The organism is Ruegeria sp. CDSC068 (genome assembly GCF_059610545.1).
The window spans coordinates 1-17,531 of sequence record NZ_JBXWNV010000002.1 but is presented as its reverse complement, the minus strand read 5'-3'; the positions used below and the strand labels follow the sequence as shown (position 1 = coordinate 17,531).

The following is a 17,531-nucleotide window of genomic DNA, read 5'->3' as shown; positions in this document are numbered from 1 at the left end:
CTTTGATACGGCAGGCTCATGAAAACGAATGCACAGGCGGTGGTGATTGGCGGCGGGGTGATCGGGTGTTCGATCCTCTATCATTTGACCAAACTGGGATGGTCGGATGTGGTTCTTCTGGAACGGGATGAACTGACATCCGGGTCCACTTGGCACGCCGCGGCGAACATCCACGGGCTGCACGACAGCACCAATATCAGCCGCATTCAGCACTATACGATGAACCTGTACAAAGAGCTTGAGGCCGAAACCGGCCAAAGCTGCGGCGTGTTCCAGCCCGGCTCGCTTTACCTCGCTCAAACCGAAGAACGCGAACATCAGCTGATGCTGCAAGCCGCTAAGGCCAAGCTTTACGGCATGAACTTTTATGAGATCAGCATCGAAGAGGCCCAGCGACTGAACCCGCTGGTCAACTACGATGGCATCCGCTGCGTGATGTACGAACCAGACGGTGGCAATGTGGATCCATCGGGCGTCACAAACGCCTATGCGGTGGGCGCCCGGCAACGCGGAGCCGAGATCCATCGATTTACCCCCGTCACGGCGACTGACCAGCAAGAAGATGGCACTTGGATCGTACGAACACCCAAGGGCGACATCCACACCCCTTGGGTCGTCAATGCCGCCGGTCTGTGGGGGCGCGAAGTCGCCAAACTTGCCGGAATTGAGCTGCCCCTACAACCGACTGAGCACCAGTATTTCGTGACCGAAACAATGGCGGACGTGGCAGCGCATGGCACCCGGCTGCCCTCGGTCAGTGATCGTGACGGCGAGTATTACTTGCGGCAGGAAGGTCAGGGCCTGCTGGTTGGCGCCTATGAAAAGGACATGAAATTCTGGGCCGAGGACGGCACGCCACTCGACTTCGCGCATGATCTCTTCCCCGACGATCTGGAACGGATCGAAGAAAATATGATGAACGCCATCGAACGTCTGCCCGCCGTGGGTGAAGCCGGTATCAAGCGGGTTATCAACGGGCCGATGATCTGGTCGCCCGACAGCAACGTGCTGATGGGACCAGTGCCCGAGGTCGACGGCTATTTCTGTTGCAACGGTATCATCCCCGGCTTCTCACAATCTGGCGGCATGGGCCTGATGGCGGCGCAATGGATCATCGAGGGTGAAACGCAGTACGATATGTTCGCCTGGGATATGGCTCGGTTCGATGACTGGGCGACGAAAGAGTTCACAATGACCCGCGTTCAGGACCAGTACGCCCACCGGTTCGCGATCCACTTCCCGAACGAGGAACGCAGCGCAGGCCGCCCAGCGCGCACGCGCCCCATCTATGACACGCAAGCTCAAATAGGCGCAGTGTTTGGCCTGAACGCAGGGTGGGAGCACCCCTTGTGGTTCGCGGATACGCCAGGAACCAAAGACACTAATGGCTTTACCCGTCAGAACTGGTGGGAACCCGTGGGTGAGGAATGCCGGATGCTGCGTGAGCGCGCGGGGATCATCGATATCTCGAACTTTGCCAAATATGTCTGCAAGGGACCGGGAGGCGAGGACTGGCTGAATGCTGTTTTCACCAACACCATGCCCAAATCGGTCGGCAGGTCCTGTCTTACGCCTCTGATCTCGAAACGCGGGGGCATCGCCGGGGACTTCACTGTAACCCGTGTGGCCGATGACGAGTTTTGGATCATCGGATCCGGATTGGCCGAGCGGTATCACAAACGGTTCTTCAAACAGGTCCCCCTGCCCGATGGCACCACATTCAAAAGCCGGACCGAGGCCGTGTGCGGGTTCAACGTCGCTGGCCCAAAATCGCGCGAGTTATTGCAGCGCCTGACCAATACCTCGCTGGCCACCGAGGATTTCCCCTTCATGCGATCCGCCCAAATCGAACTGGCCGGAATCGAAGTACTGGCCCTACGGGTTTCGTTCACGGGTGATTTGGGGTGGGAGGTTCACTGTGCCACCGAAGATCAGGCCCGCCTGTATGACGCCCTGCTTCAGGTCGGTCAGGAGTTTGGCGCAGGCCCAGTGGGAAGCCGAGCACTGATGTCGTTGCGGGTCGAAAAAGGATATGGCTCGTGGAGCCGCGAATACAGCCCCGAATACTGGCCGCATGAGGTAGGTCTGGATCGGTTGTGCAAGTTCAGCAAAGACTTTCTGAACAAGAACGCAGCCGAGACCGTTTTAGCCAACCCTGCCCGCGAACAGCTTGTCCTTTTGCATCTGGATGAGGCTGACACCAGCGCGTCGAACGCCGACGCGACCGGCGGTGAGCCAGTCTTCAAAAATGGTCAGGGTATCGGCCGCGTGACCTCTGGCGCTTATGGTTATTCCGTCGGCATGTCTCTGGCGCTTGGCTTTGTAACCGATGCCAAAGCAGGGGATGAGGTCGAGGTGATGGTATTGGGACGTCCGCACAAGGCGACCATTCTGTCCGAGCCGCCTTTTGATCCAAATGGCGAAATCCTACGCGGCTGAATAAACCGTGAACGGTGCCTGACCCTACGGGAGGCTGTTCTCACGCAATCCAGCACCTATAGTCTGATCCAACCATATCGGTCGTTTTGGGAGGGACGAGCGCATGGACTATCAAACCGATATGCTGATCGTCGGCGCCGGGTTTTCCGGCCTGACGATGGCGATTGAGGCCCGCAAACGCGGCATCAAGGACATTGCGATCCTTGAAAAAGCGAATGAGATTGGCGGGACGTGGCGCGAGAACACCTATCCCGGTGTCGCGTGTGATATCCCATCGCACCTCTATTCCATGGTAACGCATCTGAACCCGGACTGGAGCCGGGCTTATGCGGGCGGCGCTGAAATTCAGGCCTATCTGAAAAAGGTCTGCCTTGATGAGGGGATTTACGAGCTATGCCATTTCGGGCAGCAGCTGAAATCTGCCCGCTGGGACGGCATGCGCTGGCAGGTGGAAACCGAAAGTGGGCAGCGCTGGTCAGCGCGGTTTCTAGTCTCAGCCATAGGGGCGCTGCATCTGCCCAGCATCCCCGATTTACCCGGTGCGGACAGCTTTCCCGGGCCTTGCTTTCACTCTGCCGAGTGGGATCACGACACGTCGCTTGAGGAAAAACGCGTCGCAGTTGTCGGAACCGGCGCATCCGCTGTCCAGTTTGTTCCAGAGATTGCAAAAACTGCTGCACACGTCACAATCTTTCAACGCAGCGCGCCCTATGTCCTGCCCCGCCCGGATGGCCCAATCGCGCCCCGGTTACGCCGCCTTTATCGCAGCATCCCGGTGTTACCTTGGGCACGCCGGAAACTGATTTACATTGTCTTCGAGTATCGCCACCGCGTGTTCAGCGGCGAAAAACGGATGATAAATTTTGCCATGAAGATGTGGCGCAAATCGTTGGAAAGCGCGATCGCCGACCCAGGCCTGCGCAAACAGTTGACGCCGGACTATAGGATCGGTTGCAAACGCATCCTCAGCTCGAACGATTGGTACCCGGCACTGGCGCGTGAAAACGTGACAGTTCTCCCGCACGGTGTGGCATCAATTGAGGGCGATCAGATCATTTCATCTGACGGAAGCCGAACACATGCTGACGTTCTGATCTGGGGCACCGGGTTTCATGTCACAGATGTGGTCGAGCGCCTCGACATAACGGGATCCGATGGACTGACATTGCGCCAGGCATGGTCGGACGGAATGAAAGCGCATTTGGGTACTGCCATCGCAGGTTTCCCCAATTTCTTCATCTTGCTCGGGCCACATACCGGCCTCGGTCACAACTCGGTTGTGCTGATGATCGAAGCACAGGTTCGCCACATCGGCCGAGTGCTGGACCAGATGAACCGCGACGGACTGCAGATTATAACACCCCGCCCGGACTACCAGGAAGCCTTCGAAGAGGAGATGCGCGAACGGCACGAAGACAGCGTATGGCAGGTGGGTGGCTGCGCCTCATGGTATCAGGATGCACAGGGCCGGAACACGACGCTTTGGCCCGGGACCGTTTCAGAGTATGAAAAGCGCATGGCGCAATCCGGGCTGGAACAATACCAACCTGCCCCTTCCTCAGGCGGAAAGTGATGAGATGACCACAATTCTAGTTATCGCCCTTCTGATCGGCGGCTTCTTTGTCGGCATGAACCTGTGGACCCGGCGACTGACCCGGCAGGGATTGAAGCGCGTCCCGCAACTTGGACAGATTGTCCCGGTGCGCGGCGGCAGCATTCATTACGTGGAAAAGGGCGACCCCACTAAGCAGACAGTCATCATGATCCACGGGCTTGCGGGGCAACTGCAACATTTCACCTATTCTCTGATGGACCTGTTGGCGGATGACTATCACGTCATCGCAGTCGACCGCCCTGGCTGCGGATACTCAACCCGCGATAGCGCCGATCTTGGGCGCCTGCCCGAACAGGCCCGCATGATTCAGGAGTTTCTGGACACCAAAGGCATTTCCAACGCCGTTCTGGTCGGACACTCATTGGGCGGGGCCGTATCGCTGGCTATGGCGTTGGAACACCCGGAGAAAACCAAAGCGCTCGCTTTGCTCGCCCCGTTGACGCAAAAGCTGTCGAACACGCCGCAAGTTTTCAAACCACTGGAAATACGTACCGAGTGGTTGCGCAACTTTATCGGCAACACGATCGCTGTCCCTATATCGGCTAAGACCGCCCCGCATACATTGGGAGCCGTTTTCTATCCGGAACCCGCGCCAGATGACTTTCTGGACCGCGCCGGCGGTGCGCTGGGGTTGCGCCCTTCGGCCTTCATTACCGCGTCGCAGGATGTTGTAGGGGTGGATGAAAGTATCGGAGCCCAGGTAGACCGCTATGCCGACTTGTCCGTACCCGGCGGCATTCTGTACGGGGCACAAGACACCATACTTTCACCCAACGCCAACGGTGCCCCCATGACCCGGTTCGGGCTGAGCGACGAAAAGATAGAAGGGTTGGGCCATATGATCCCGATCACCGCACCCGACGCCTGCGCGGCCTTCATTCGTAGAATTGCTGATACTGCTGGGGTCGCTGAACAACAGGCAACCAAAGCAGATTGATCGGGGCAAAAATAATCTCTGTAAGGCGGTGTTTCCCCCTTGACCCTTTCCGGCCCCTCGCTTAAATCGCCTCTCACTCATGGCGGAGTAGCTCAGTTGGTTAGAGCAGCGGAATCATAATCCGCGTGTCGGGGGTTCAAGTCCCTCCTCCGCTACCAAATTCCCCATTCAAATTATACCGTCGCAATCACAGGCCCAAACACCTCTTGTGATCTTGTCGCCGTGGCTGAATTGGGCTGCATCCTGGCGTATCAGTTCCAACTCAGGAAACTCGTTAGTCGGACCTTGCATGGTCGAGATCTCAATTACTCTCCGAAACCATCCTCGCAAAGTTCAGTTACTATTTAAGGGCAGTAGTCATCGTCCCATCGTCGCTAACCTTCCCGCAATAGTGCGACAATTTTTTCAAGTTCCGCGCGTCGCCTCGATGGATGTGGAAGGTTTATCACCAGCGACCGGCCTGTTTCGCAGGCCTGCGCCGATACACGCACCAAATGCCCGGCCTTGAGCGCAGGTTCGATCAGACATCCATGCGCCATCAAAGCACCAGCCCCGGACTTAGCCTCTTCAACTGCAAGACCGTAAAGCGAATATTTCGGCCCTTTGTTAGGATCGCTGATGAGTGTCCCCGTCTCCTCGGACCACCGCCGCCAGTCATCATGCCACGTCTGATCGTGCAGCAGCGGGGTGGATTCAAAATTGAAACTCTCGGCCAATTCCGGCGCGCAAACCGGGAAAATGACGTCCTCCGCGATTACAATTTGATCGGCCGCCCCGTCAGGTTCGGCAATGAAGACTGAAAGATCAAACAGATCACGTGATAGGCGAGGCGATGTTTCCATGGCCGTTACCGAAAACTTCATGTCCGGCCTAGTGTTTCGGATTCGTCCCAAACGCGCCGGCAGCCAAAGTTGCGCGACCGAAGGCAGGGCGGCGATGTGGATCTCAACGCTCGGGCTCAGGTTCCGCAGGTTCTGCGTTGCGGCCGCAAGCTGATCGAAAGCCAGAGTGAAATCACTGGCCAGTTGCCGCGCGGGCGCGGTCAGCTCAACCCCTTGCGCGTTTCGCCGGAACAGAGGCACATCCGCCCACGCTTCAATTGTCTTTATATGTTGCGAAATCGCACCGGGCGTGACGCTCAGCTCTTCGGCAGCAGCTACGAAACTGCCCAGCCTTGCCGCAGCTTCAAAAGCGCGGAGTGCGTTAAGAGGTGGCCCTTTCGGGCGTCTTGGGAGAACAGCCATTGCCTTAGACTCAGTTTTTCTACGCCAAGAAATAGCAATTCTGATTTGCGATGTCGCCTCAATTGTTCAATCTGGTGACAAGCAGGAGGTCACAGACATGACAATCACACACCGAAACTGGGTCCCGGATCAGTGCGAAACTCGGGTTCAACAAATCGCCGTTAAGGCGTCTCAGGCCTCGTCTGATGAACTGATCAAACGGATCGATGATCTTGCGACCCGAAACCGCGAGATCCACGAGCGAGAGTGTTTCAACCTAAACCCCGCAACCAACGTGATGAACCCAAAGGCCGAGGCGCTGTTATCGTCGGGCATCGGGTCGCGGCCGTCGCTGGGCTATCCCGGCGACAAATATGAGATGGGGTTGGAGGCCATTGAAGAGATCGAAGTGATCACTGCCCAACTCTGCGCCGAGGTCTTTGATGCCAAATTCGCCGAAATCCGAGTGCCGTCGGGCGCGATTGCCAACCTTTATGGTTTTATGGCCACCTGCAAACCTGGCGATACAATAATTGCACCCCCAGCCTCCATCGGTGGGCACGTGACCCATCACTTAGCGGGATGTGCCGGTCTCTTTGGTCTGCGCACAATCGAGGCACCGACGGATGCTGACGGTTATACCGTCAATCTGGATCAGCTACGCGCATTGGCTCAGAAAGAACGGCCCAAGCTGATCACTATCGGGGGCAGCCTCAATCTGTTCGAACATCCCGTAAAAGAGGTCCGGCAGATCGCTGACGAGATCGGGGCCAAGGTCATGTTCGACGCTGCGCACCAATGCGGGATCATCGCAGGCAAAGCGTGGAGCAATCCACTGGCCGAGGGCGCGCATTTCATGACGATGAGCACTTACAAAAGCCTGGGCGGCCCCGCTGGTGGTTTGATCGTCTCCAATGACGCTGAAATTGCGCAAAAACTCGACGCGATTGCCTTTCCGGGAATGACGGCCAACTTCGACGCGGCCAAGTCCGCAGCGTTGGCCGTAACAATGCTGGACTGGCGCGACTTCGGCAAACAATACGCGGCCGAAATGATCTCGATGGCGCAAGCGCTCGCAGAACGATTGGACGCTCGTGGCGTTCCCGTCTTTGCGGGTCGGGAAGGGTTTACCAAATCACACCAGTTTGCTGTGTCGGCAGAATCTTACGGCGGCGGGCAAGCGGCGTCCAAAACGTTGCGCCGCGCTGGGTTTCTTGCTTGCGGAATTGGACTGCCTACACCCGAAGTAAAAGGGGACATGAACGGCCTTCGGTTCGGGACGCCTGAACTGGTCAGATGGGGGATGACGTCGCAAGACGCTGATCGGTTGGCGGCATTGATCACCTCTGGATTGGCGGGCGCGGATATCGCCGCCGAGGTTGCAGAGTGGCGGCAGAGTTTTTCAGAACTGCATTTCGTGCACTGACGGCACGTTGGGTGCCGTCCATAGCGCTTTCGTCACGCTTGCATGATTGCGCCCTTTGCATCGTATATGGGCGCGGGCCGTCCGCTATGGCCCGCGTTTTGGCATTTCACATTACCAGATCCGGTTGGTTCCGAGTTATCTCATACGTTTGGGTTTGACCGGATCGGGTCACCTGCAAGATCAACGTCTGCGCATTTTCGAACCGCTCGAAATACGCAAACCGAATATTAGCCAGCGCTGTAATATCCTGGCACTGAATCAGGTAGTCGGCCAAAAAATCGCTATGTTGATCTTGATCAGCAGACTTGGTGGTATTGTCCTGCCCCAATCCTTCACCCGTAAGGGTGACATTGGCTGATGCGGTAACGCATCCGGCCTCTTCCGGCAGCACAAACAAGCCCAAAGGTTTGGACAGGTCTGAGACCGCAACCGCCACCTGCGCGCGATCGTCATCGGTTTCGGCCGGCCCTTCAAAACCAATGATGTCTGCAGAAGGCACGTTGAGGGACAAAGTAAATGCCTGATCAGAAAAGGCGATATCCACATATCCCGTACCATGTTCATGGGCAGGGCCTTGCACCTGCGATAGAACAATCGCCGGTGTCAGCATCAAAGCAATGGCTGCACATTTCATAAACAAAGCACCATCCAACAAGGAATCACGTCGTCCATTCTAATGTGATTAATACTCCGTGCAATCGCGGCTTCGGCCCACCTACCCCGCTAATTATGGGGAAAGGGTGCGACATTTATTTCCGACAATAAGACTCAGGTTGACTTAACCTACTAATTCACTCAGTTTTTGGCGCATGCGCGTCGCTGAGGCGGCGCTAGTGAGTTTTTTTGACAGGAAAGTGTCACCTCTATGACCAAATTTTTTGCCGCCACCAGCGTATTGACCCTTGGGATCGCGACTGCAGCGTTTGCGGACGCCCCAGCGAAGATCGACGTTCTGACCACCTACGCGAACATCGCCGAAGCCAAATATGACGACAGCCTGATCGCGGCAAAGTCGCTGCAGGCCGCCGTAAACGCGCTGATCGATGATCCGTCAGACGCCACACTCAACTCGGCACGCGCCGCTTGGGTTGCCGCACGTGTTCCTTACCAGCAGACCGAGGTTTACCGTTTCGGCAACGCGATCGTTGACGAATGGGAAGGCAAGGTAAACGCATGGCCGCTGGACGAAGGGCTGATCGACTATGTGGACGCAGCCTATGGCGGTCCGACTGACGAGAACGAGTTCGCCGCGCTGAATGTCATCGCCAACCCCAGCTTTGAGCTGTCGGGCAAAACCATCGACGCCAGCGAAATCACCCCGGAATTGCTGGGCGAAACCCTGCACGAAGCCGACGGGATCGAGGCAAACGTTGCCACAGGCTACCACGCAATCGAATTCCTGCTGTGGGGCCAGGATCTGAACGGCCATGGCGCGGGCGCAGGCGACCGTCCGTATACCGATTACGTTCAGGGTGACGACTGCACCAACAGCAATTGCGACCGCCGTGCACAATACCTGAGCGCTGCGACTGATCTGCTGGTCAGCGATCTGGAATGGATGGCCGCGCAATGGGTCGAAGGTGGCGAAGCACGCGCCGCCTTGACGGCCGACGAAACCGCTGGCGTCAGCGCCATTCTGACCGGCATGGGTTCGCTGTCATACGGCGAGCAGGCCGGTGAACGTATGCGTCTGGGCCTGATGCTGAACGACCCCGAAGAAGAGCATGATTGCTTCTCGGACAACACCCACAACAGCCACTACTACGATGGTCTGGGCGTTCAGAACGTCTATCTGGGCAGCTACACCCGCATCGACGGCACTCCGGTTTCCGGCGCATCGCTGTCGGATCTGGTTGTTGCCAACGATCCGGCTCTGGATGCCGAGATGAAGGTGAAACTAGCCAACACCATGCAGGCCCTTGGGCGTCTGAAATCGACCGCAGAGGCCGGTTTTGCCTATGACCAGATGCTGAAACGCGGCAGCGAAGGCGGCGAAGTGCTGATCATGGGTGGCGTTAACGGTCTGGTCGATCAGACCAAGACGATCGAGCGCATTGTGACTGTATTGGAACTTGACCAAATCGCGTTCGAAGGTTCGGACAGCCTGGACAACCCAGACGCGGTCTTCCAGTAAAACACAAGGTTTGCGCCAAACGGAGGCGGCTGCTTCACGCCGCCTCCAAATCTTGTGAGGTACCTTTGATCTGTTGCCTCTGGACGTTTCCAAATTAACTTACTAATACAGTAAGAAATACAACTCAGAGCCCTGATTGCTATGATCGTATGCCACTGCACAAACATCTCGGATCACGATATCCGCGCAGCCATCGATTGGATGCGTACGTCTGATCCTTACGCGGTCATTACCCCTGGTAAAATCTACCATGCCCTTGGAAAATCAGCAGATTGTGGCGGGTGCATGCCGCTTTTCCTAGACTCGATGCGCTCCAGCGATAAGTTGGAGGTCCCGATGCAGCTTCGCGCACTTCGCAGCGAGGTAACACAGGAGAATGCAGATGAAGGGCGACCCCAAGGTCATAGAGTATCTCAACAAATCTCTGCGGCATGAGCTAACGGCGGTCAGCCAGTATTGGCTGCATTACCGCCTGCAGGAAGATTGGGGCCTTGGCCACATGGCCAAGAAAAGCCGCGAAGAATCTATCGAAGAAATGGAGCACGCGGACAAGCTGATCGAGCGAATCATTTTCCTGGGCGGTCACCCGAATCTGCAACAACTTGACCCGTTGCGCATCGGCCAGACCCCAAAAGAGACGTTGGAATGTGATCTGGCCGCAGAGGTCGACGCCCGGGCCTTGTACAAGGAAGCGCGCGAATACTGTCAGAGCGCTGGCGACTACGTCACTATGTCTCTGTTTGAAGGATTGCTGGCGGATGAGGAAGGGCATATCGATTTCCTCGAAACACAGCTGGACCTGTACGAAAGGATTGGCGAAGCCAATTATGCGCAACTCAACGCATCGAAAATGGACGAAGGCGCGTAAGCTTTCGCTGGTGACGGTGGCCGCCCTTGCGGCCACCCAATCCCTGTCGGCCGAGCTGCGGGATTTTCACCTGAACTACCTTCCCAGAACCGAAGACGAACAAGCAAGGATTGCGCGCGTAACCGCCGCACCTGACGATTTCAGCGCGCCGCAGCGCTTTGAAGAGTTGCCCGGTGGTGCCGCAACTGTCCGCGTGCGCACCGACGCAGATGCGTTTTCGCAGCCCTCGGGCAACCTGAGTTTCGAGCAGGAGCTTGACTTCAAAGTCGGCAACGGCCTGTTCAAGAAAATCTGGGTGTCATCTCCGTCATCCACACTGGCCTCAGATGGGTTGGGGCCGCTCTACAACGCACGATCCTGCCAACGCTGTCACATCAAAGACGGGCGCGGGCATACGCCCAACGGGCCAGATGACAACGCGATTTCGATGTTCCTGCGCGTGTCCATCCCTGGCACATCCGAAGACGGGTACGCCGAGATCGAAGACTACATCGCCACCCTGCCCGAACCGAATTACGGCGGGCAGATGCAGGATCTGGCCCTTCCCGGCCACCCGGCGGAATACAGGTTGGATATCACTTACGAGGACGTTCCCGTCACGTTGGCTGATGGGGAAACCATTACCTTGCGCCGCCCGACCTACGAGGCTGCGGATCTGGGTTATGGCCCGCTGCACCCCGAAGCCATGATAAGCCCACGCGTAGCCCCGCAGATGATCGGCCTGGGTCTGCTCGAAGCGATCCCGGTCGGGGACTTGTTGGCGAACGCGGACCCCGAAGACGGGAACGGCGATGGAATCTCCGGCCGCCCCAACATCGTATGGGCGATTGAATATGGCGCGCCGATGGTGGGCCGGTTTGGCCACAAGGCAGGCATGCCCACGATCATGGAGCAATCCGCGGCGGCCTTCGCCGGGGATATAGGCATTTCCAGCCCGCTCTATCCAGCGGCGCACGGCGATTGCACTGATGCGCAAGTCGATTGCGTGAACGCGCCGCATGGTGATGGCGACGACCGGACCTTCGAAATCGATCAAATCGGCATGGATCTGGTCGCCTTCTACAGCCGGAATCTGGGTGTCCCGACCCGGCGGAATATGAACGACGCTGACGTGTTGCGCGGCAAGCAGGTGTTCCACGACACCGGGTGTGCATCGTGCCACACGCCCTCGTTCGTAACGCATCGCATGGAAGATCGCCCCGAGCACAGTTTTCAGCTGATCTGGCCATACACAGACCTGCTGCTGCATGACATGGGTGAAGGGCTGGCCGACAACCGACCCGAGGCGCGTGCAACGGGTCGTGAATGGCGGACACCACCGCTTTGGGGGATCGGCATGACCCAGCAGGTGTCAGGACATACGCAGTTTCTGCATGACGGGCGCGCGCAGTCGTTACTTGAGGCGATCGTGTGGCACGGCGGTGAGGCGCAGGCAGCGCGTGACGCTGTCGTCGAGATGCCAAAACCCGACCGCGATGCCCTTATCCGTTTTCTAGAAAGCCTTTGACCCATGCGCGCCTTCGTACTTGCTCTTTCCCTGACATTGCCTCTGGGCGCCAACGCACAAGATCGTGGGCCGATCCTGTCCGACGCCATCGAGGCTCATATCCTACCTGGCTATACCGCCCTGTCAGATTCCACCAATGCTTTGGCTAATGCTGCACGGGCGGATTGTGACCCGAACTCGACCCCGCTTCGCACTGCATACCACGCGGCGTTTGACGATTGGATTTCGGTTAGTCATCTGCGCTTTGGCCCATCCGAAGCCGAGGACCGCGCCTTTGCGTTGGCGTTTTGGCCCGATACCAAGGGATTCACCCCCAAAGCCCTGTCCGGCCTGATTTCTGCTGAGGATACAGCCATTCAATCCCCGGATGCCTTTGCGGAAACCTCCGTGGCCGGACGCGGTTTTTTCGCGCTGGAACTGATGCTCTACGATCCACGGTTCACCGATCTGGGCAGCGCCGAGTATCGCTGCGCACTGATGCAGGCCATAACCGCAGACATCAACCGCAATGCCGGGGCAATTGATGCAGACTGGGCGGACTACGCACGCGCATTGGCAAGCCCGGGTGAGAACAGTCCATACCGGTCTGAAGACGAAGCCATGCAAGAGCTTTACAAGGCCCTGACGACCGGTCTGGAATTCACCGCCGAAACCCGCCTTGGTCGCCCAATGGGAAGTTTCGATCGCCCCCGCCCCAAACGCGCCGAGGCGCGGCGCTCCGAACGTTCGTTGCGCCATGTGCAGCTGTCTCTGACCGCTTTGCGTGACCTTGCCGCGCGCCTGTCGGCAGATCATCCGGACATCGCGGCAGATCTGGACGGCGCATTCGCTGCAGCCATCGACCGTGCGCAGTCACTGGACGATCCGGCATTTGTCGCTGTGGCAACCCCGCAGGGACGGTTCCGCCTTGAGGCGTTACAGCAATCCATCAACGATATCCGCGCCATTGCCTCGACCGAGCTTGGCCCGACGTTGGGCATCAATGCCGGTTTCAACTCGCTGGACGGGGACTGAACCATGACCAACCGTCGACGCTTCCTAGCCGGGCTGGCTGCCGCTAGCCTTGCACCCATGAGTGGATGGTCTGCTGTCGGTGCGCCGGATTACCTGGCTGCGGCGCTGTTCCCGGATGGGACTTATCGGCTGGCCGGGATGGACGCGGGTGGCGACATCCTGTTTTCTCTGCCGTTGCCCGCGCGCGGGCACGCGGCGGCGGCGCATCCCCACCACGCGCAAGCGGTGGCTTTTGCACGCCGTCCGGGAACATTTGCAATCATCATCGACTGCGCGACCGGCACACAGACCGCTGTGTTAGAAGCCCCAAAAGGCCGCCATTTCTATGGGCATGGTGTGTTCTCAACCGATGGAACGCGGCTGTTCACCACCGAAAACGATTATGAGACCGGTCAGGGCGTGATTGGTGTCTGGAACACAGATGACTACACACGAATTGGCGAGTTCGCTTCGGGCGGTGTCGGTCCCCATGACATGCGTCTCATGCCAGATGGTCGCACATTGGTTGTGGCAAATGGCGGGATCGAAACCCACCCAGAAACAGGAAGAACCAAGCTCAACCTGCCTGTGATGCAACCGCGCCTGACCTATCTGGACCAAAATGGCGGGGTTCTTGAGCAGGTAGAACTGCCACAAAAGCTTCACAAAAACTCGATCCGCCATTTGGCCGTGCGACCTGACGGTTTGATCGGGTTCGCGATGCAATGGCAAGGCGATACATCGCAACATCCTCCCCTTTTGGGTTTGCATCGCCGTGGCGAAAAGCCCCTGCTACTCAGAGCGCCCGACGCTGACCAAAGCACGTTGCAGGGATATGCGGGCAGCATCGCCTTTTCCGGTGCAGGCGAAACAGTCGCTATCACCTGCCCCCGCGGCAATGCCGTGCACCGTTTTCGGGTCGCGGACGGACAGTTTGATGGCGTCTTCCTGCACGAGGATGTTTGCGGCCTTGGCACCGCATCAAACGGGTTTGTGTTCACAACCGGGACTGGAGTCATCGGGCAATTGTCCACAAACAAGGCCAAAATATCCAACCGGGCTGATTGCCAATGGGACAACCATTTGATCCCAATTCGCACAGCTGCATGAATTCGGAAAATTCCGCCCCATAGATTACACTTGGAAGAATCATATAGCTGCCGTATTGGCGGGCGCGAAACTGGCACCCTGACTTACAAGGACTGACTTGATTGAAACACACGCCCGACGCACCGCATTCCATCTACGGAGTTGAGAAATGGGGCAAAGGTCTCATTGAGGTGACGGAGCAGGGCGAAATCGGTCTGCGCAATCCGATGGCCCCCGAGGCCGAAGCGATCAGCTTACCGGGTATTCTCAGTGATCTAGATGAACGCGGCATCAAAGCGCCGATGATACTGCGCGTCAGTTCTTATCTGGAACACGAGATTGTCCACATTAACGAGAGCTTTCGCGATGCGATTGCACGCACCGGCTACAAGGGCAGCTATCGCGGTGTTTTCCCGATCAAGGTGAACCAGCAAGCGCAGGTGGTCGACCGGATTGTCGAGTTCGGCAAGAAATACAATTATGGGCTTGAGGCCGGGTCAAAGCCTGAACTGGTGGTGGCCTTGGCGCATCGTCTGGCCAGCGAGGCGCTGATTGTCTGCAACGGCGTCAAAGATGCCGAATTCATTCAGTTGGCCATCCTCAGCCGCAAGATCGGGTTCAACACGGTCATTGTTTTGGAAAGCCCGAAAGAGGCTGACACAGTCATCCAGGTCTATAACGAGCTGGGCATCGAACCCCTGATCGGCGTGCGGGTCAAACTGACCAACCAGATCAGCGGCAAGTGGGAAGAAAGCTCGGGTGATCGATCGGCCTTTGGCATGAACACCGATCAGCTGGTCGCCACGGTGGACAAGCTGAAAGCGGCGGGACTGCTGCATTGCCTGAAGCTGCAGCACTCACACCTTGGCTCGCAGGTGCAGGACGTCAACGATGTACGTCGCGCGGTGGGCGAAGCCTGCCGCTATTACACTGAACTGACACGCGAGGGCGTGCCGCTCACCCATCTGGACCTCGGCGGCGGTATGGGCGTGGATTACACAGGTGAGAAGAAGGCCGCCGAGAACTCGATCAACTACACGGTCGAGGAGTACTGCGCCAATGTTGTCGAAACCGTCGCCTATGCGATGGATGAGGCAGAAGTGAACCACCCTACGCTGGTCACTGAAAGCGGCCGCGCCGTGGTGGCAACATCGTCGATGCTGGTGTTTAACGTGCTGGAAAGCACGCTTTACGATGCGCCCAACGGCCCCGAGGTTGAAGCGGACGACCACCATCTGGTCTCAGACTTGGCTGCAATCAACGGCTATCTCAGCAGCGACCGACTGCAGGAATGCTGGAACGACGCGAATTTCTACCGCAACGAACTGCGCGCGCTGTTCCGCCGCGGCTATGTAGACCTGCGCCAGATGGCTCGGGCCGAACGGATCTATCTGTCGCTGATGGCCCGTCTCAAAGCGCTGGCCGCAAGCGATGATCTGGACACGGATGTGGATGATCAGCTTGAGAAAGTGGCCGATATTTATCACTGCAACTTCTCGCTGTTTCAGTCGCTGCCTGATGTCTGGGCCATTGACCAACTGCACCCTATCGTGCCGTTGCAGGGCCTGAACCAGACGCCAGATCGTCGCGCGGTGCTGTCCGACATCACCTGCGACAGCGACGGCAAGATCGACCGGTTTATTCTGGCCGACGGCGTCTCGCCCAGCCTGCCGGTGCATTCCCTGCCCGAAGATCAGGAATACCTCATGGGCGTCTTCTTCGTCGGTGCCTATCAGGAAACACTGGGCGATTTGCACAACCTGTTCGGCGACACAAACGTAGTCACCATCGACCTGCGCGCGGACGGCGGCTTTGACCTGCTGCACGAGCAAGAGGGCGACACGATCAGCCAGGTTCTGTCGTATGTCGAGTTCGACCCCAACGATTGTGTCGCCGCGTTCCGCAAAATGGTGGACGAGGCGATCTCGACCGGTACTCTGATGGCCAAGGACCGCAAAACCCTGATGAGCGCCTATCGCGACTCCATCAATGGCTACACCTATTACGAATAACTCCAGAGAGGAGATGACCCCCATGGGAACTTTGAGTGGCAAAACACTGGTTGTCGGCGCAGGCGGCGTATCGCACGCGGCCGTGCACAAGATGGCAATGAATTCGGATATCTTCACCGAAATCACTCTGGCCAGCCGCACGAAATCGAAATGCGATGCCATCGCTAAGGCAGTGAAAGATCGCGTGGGCGTTGACATCGCCACCGCCGAACTGGACGCTTACAAGGTCGAAGATACCGTCAAGCTGATCAAGGAAACCGGGGCCGAACTGCTGGTGAACCTCGCCCTGCCCTATCAGGATCTGGTGCTGATGGATGCGTGTCTTGAGGCGGGCATTCATTATCTCGACACTGCGAACTATGAACCCGAAGACGTGGCCAAGTTCGAATACCACTGGCAATGGGCCTATCAGGACCGGTTCAAAGAGGCTGGCCTGACCGCCATCCTCGGCTCGGGCTTCGATCCGGGTGTAACCAGCGTGTTCGCCAAATGGCTGAAGAAACACAAGCTGGACACCATCCGCCAGATCGACGTGTTGGACGCCAATGGCGGTTCGAACGATCAGGAATTTGCCACCAACTTCAACCCGGAAATCAACCTGCGCGAAGTGCTGGCCGAAGTGCGCCACTGGGAAAACGGCGCATGGCATACCAGCCCGGCGATGACCACAAAAGTCGAATACGATTTCCCCGCCATCGGCCAGAAAAACATGTACCAGATGTATCACGAGGAATTGGAGTCGCTTACGACCCACTTCCCCGAGATTGAGCGCGCCCGCTTCTGGATGACCTTTGGCGATGCCTACATCATGCATGCCAAGGTGCTGGAAAACGTCGGCATGACCCGCATCGATCCGGTGATGCATGACGGCAAGGAAATCATCCCGATCCAGTTCCTGAAAACTCTGCTGCCCGATCCCGGCGATCTGGGTGCCGAAACTAAAGGCAAAGCCTGCATCGGCGACATCGCCACGGGTCAGGCCAAGGACGGCTCCGGCGAGAAGACCTATTACATCTACAACATCTGCGATCACGAAGAATGCTACGCAGAAGTCGGCAGCCAAGCCGTCAGCTACACCACCGGCGTCCCCGCCATGATCGGTGCGGCGCAGGTGCTGAAAGGCAACTGGTCCGAGCCGGGCGTGTGGAACATGGAACAGCTGGATCCGGATGACTTCATGGATATGCTGAACGGGCACGGCCTACCGTGGCAGGTCCACGAGCTTGACGGTCCGGTCGAGTTCTAATTTCATCTTTTCCAAAATACTCCGGGGGTCCGGGGGCAGAGC

General features: G+C 57.7%; 14 protein-coding genes and 1 tRNA gene. 13 read left to right on the top strand and 2 right to left on the bottom strand.

Features of this window, described 5'->3' with window-relative positions:
- Positions 1–18 precede the first annotated feature (18 nt).
- The 4 genes from AC2FID_RS04870 (at position 19) to AC2FID_RS04855 (ending at position 5,149) form a co-directional block, all read left to right on the top strand.
- Positions 19–2,439 carry a GcvT family protein gene (locus tag AC2FID_RS04870; RefSeq protein ID WP_496835682.1) on the top strand — a complete coding sequence of 807 codons (2,421 nt, stop codon included), beginning with the start codon at positions 19–21 and terminating at the stop codon, positions 2,437–2,439.
- Positions 2,440–2,542: 103 nt separating this feature from the next.
- Positions 2,543–4,012, top strand: coding sequence for a flavin-containing monooxygenase (locus tag AC2FID_RS04865; RefSeq protein ID WP_496835680.1), 1,470 nt, complete (start codon positions 2,543–2,545; stop codon positions 4,010–4,012).
- Between the two features lie 4 nt (positions 4,013–4,016).
- Positions 4,017–4,991: an alpha/beta fold hydrolase gene (locus AC2FID_RS04860; RefSeq protein WP_282170971.1), complete on the top strand. Its 975-nt coding sequence runs from the start codon at positions 4,017–4,019 to the stop codon at positions 4,989–4,991.
- An 81-nt stretch (positions 4,992–5,072) separates the two neighbouring features.
- Positions 5,073–5,149: transfer RNA gene (locus AC2FID_RS04855), tRNA-Met, on the top strand.
- A 216-nt stretch (positions 5,150–5,365) separates the two neighbouring features.
- Here the strand turns inward: AC2FID_RS04855 and AC2FID_RS04850 are convergent.
- A complete protein-coding gene (locus AC2FID_RS04850) occupies positions 5,366–6,235 on the bottom strand; it encodes a LysR family transcriptional regulator (RefSeq protein ID WP_496757301.1) in 870 nt (289 codons plus the stop codon).
- A gap of 97 nt (positions 6,236–6,332) precedes the next feature.
- On the opposite strand from AC2FID_RS04850, the gene glyA reads away from it, so the two are divergent.
- Complete coding sequence (gene glyA / locus AC2FID_RS04845; protein ID WP_496835677.1) at positions 6,333–7,640, top strand: serine hydroxymethyltransferase; 1,308 nt, start codon at positions 6,333–6,335, stop codon at positions 7,638–7,640.
- Between the two features lie 106 nt (positions 7,641–7,746).
- Here the strand turns inward: glyA and AC2FID_RS04840 are convergent, their stop codons facing one another.
- On the bottom strand, positions 7,747–8,274 hold the full coding sequence (locus AC2FID_RS04840) for a ZrgA family zinc uptake protein (protein ID WP_496835675.1): 528 nt from the start codon (positions 8,272–8,274) through the stop codon (positions 7,747–7,749).
- A gap of 231 nt (positions 8,275–8,505) precedes the next feature.
- On the opposite strand from AC2FID_RS04840, the gene AC2FID_RS04835 reads away from it, so the two are divergent.
- The 8 genes from AC2FID_RS04835 to AC2FID_RS04800 all read left to right on the top strand — a co-directional run bounded on the left by AC2FID_RS04835 (position 8,506) and on the right by AC2FID_RS04800 (position 17,489).
- Positions 8,506–9,774 (top strand): imelysin family protein, encoded by a 1,269-nt coding sequence (locus AC2FID_RS04835; RefSeq protein WP_496835673.1) that lies wholly within the window; start codon positions 8,506–8,508, stop codon positions 9,772–9,774.
- Positions 9,775–9,915: 141 nt separating this feature from the next.
- Positions 9,916–10,209, top strand: coding sequence for a (2Fe-2S)-binding protein (locus AC2FID_RS04830; RefSeq protein ID WP_108859208.1), 294 nt, complete (start codon positions 9,916–9,918; stop codon positions 10,207–10,209).
- Positions 10,157–10,642 carry a bacterioferritin gene (bfr, locus tag AC2FID_RS04825; RefSeq protein WP_282170976.1) on the top strand — a complete coding sequence of 162 codons (486 nt, stop codon included), beginning with the start codon at positions 10,157–10,159 and terminating at the stop codon, positions 10,640–10,642. The genes AC2FID_RS04830 and bfr overlap by 53 nt, the downstream gene beginning before the upstream one ends.
- Complete coding sequence (locus AC2FID_RS04820; RefSeq protein WP_496835672.1) at positions 10,602–12,149, top strand: di-heme oxidoreductase family protein; 1,548 nt, start codon at positions 10,602–10,604, stop codon at positions 12,147–12,149. Before bfr ends, AC2FID_RS04820 begins: the two co-directional genes overlap by 41 nt.
- Positions 12,150–12,152: 3 nt before the next feature.
- Complete coding sequence (locus AC2FID_RS04815; protein ID WP_496835670.1) at positions 12,153–13,163, top strand: imelysin family protein; 1,011 nt, start codon at positions 12,153–12,155, stop codon at positions 13,161–13,163.
- A 3-nt stretch (positions 13,164–13,166) separates the two neighbouring features.
- Entirely contained in the window at positions 13,167–14,252 is a 1,086-nt protein-coding gene (locus tag AC2FID_RS04810; RefSeq protein WP_496835668.1) for a DUF1513 domain-containing protein, read from the top strand.
- Between the two features lie 101 nt (positions 14,253–14,353).
- Positions 14,354–16,243 carry a biosynthetic arginine decarboxylase gene (gene speA / locus AC2FID_RS04805; RefSeq protein ID WP_496835666.1) on the top strand — a complete coding sequence of 630 codons (1,890 nt, stop codon included), beginning with the start codon at positions 14,354–14,356 and terminating at the stop codon, positions 16,241–16,243.
- 22 nt (positions 16,244–16,265) lie between these two features.
- Positions 16,266–17,489 carry a saccharopine dehydrogenase family protein gene (locus AC2FID_RS04800; protein ID WP_496835665.1) on the top strand — a complete coding sequence of 408 codons (1,224 nt, stop codon included), beginning with the start codon at positions 16,266–16,268 and terminating at the stop codon, positions 17,487–17,489.
- Positions 17,490–17,531: the final 42 nt, after the last annotated feature.

Excerpts from the sequence above, each read along its gene's own strand:
- AC2FID_RS04870 (WP_496835682.1), top strand. The coding sequence starts at position 19 with ATGAAAACGAATGCACAGGCGGTGGTGATTGGCGGCGGGGTGATCGGG.
- AC2FID_RS04865 (WP_496835680.1), top strand. The coding sequence starts at position 2,543 with ATGGACTATCAAACCGATATGCTGATCGTCGGCGCCGGGTTTTCCGGC.
- AC2FID_RS04860 (WP_282170971.1), top strand. The coding sequence starts at position 4,017 with ATGACCACAATTCTAGTTATCGCCCTTCTGATCGGCGGCTTCTTTGTC.
- AC2FID_RS04850 (WP_496757301.1), bottom strand. The coding sequence starts at position 6,235 with ATGGCTGTTCTCCCAAGACGCCCGAAAGGGCCACCTCTTAACGCACTC.
- glyA (WP_496835677.1), top strand. The coding sequence starts at position 6,333 with ATGACAATCACACACCGAAACTGGGTCCCGGATCAGTGCGAAACTCGG.
- AC2FID_RS04840 (WP_496835675.1), bottom strand. The coding sequence starts at position 8,274 with ATGAAATGTGCAGCCATTGCTTTGATGCTGACACCGGCGATTGTTCTA.
- AC2FID_RS04835 (WP_496835673.1), top strand. The coding sequence starts at position 8,506 with ATGACCAAATTTTTTGCCGCCACCAGCGTATTGACCCTTGGGATCGCG.
- AC2FID_RS04830 (WP_108859208.1), top strand. The coding sequence starts at position 9,916 with ATGATCGTATGCCACTGCACAAACATCTCGGATCACGATATCCGCGCA.
- bfr (WP_282170976.1), top strand. The coding sequence starts at position 10,157 with ATGAAGGGCGACCCCAAGGTCATAGAGTATCTCAACAAATCTCTGCGG.
- AC2FID_RS04820 (WP_496835672.1), top strand. The coding sequence starts at position 10,602 with ATGCGCAACTCAACGCATCGAAAATGGACGAAGGCGCGTAAGCTTTCG.
- AC2FID_RS04815 (WP_496835670.1), top strand. The coding sequence starts at position 12,153 with ATGCGCGCCTTCGTACTTGCTCTTTCCCTGACATTGCCTCTGGGCGCC.
- AC2FID_RS04810 (WP_496835668.1), top strand. The coding sequence starts at position 13,167 with ATGACCAACCGTCGACGCTTCCTAGCCGGGCTGGCTGCCGCTAGCCTT.
- AC2FID_RS04800 (WP_496835665.1), top strand. The coding sequence starts at position 16,266 with ATGGGAACTTTGAGTGGCAAAACACTGGTTGTCGGCGCAGGCGGCGTA.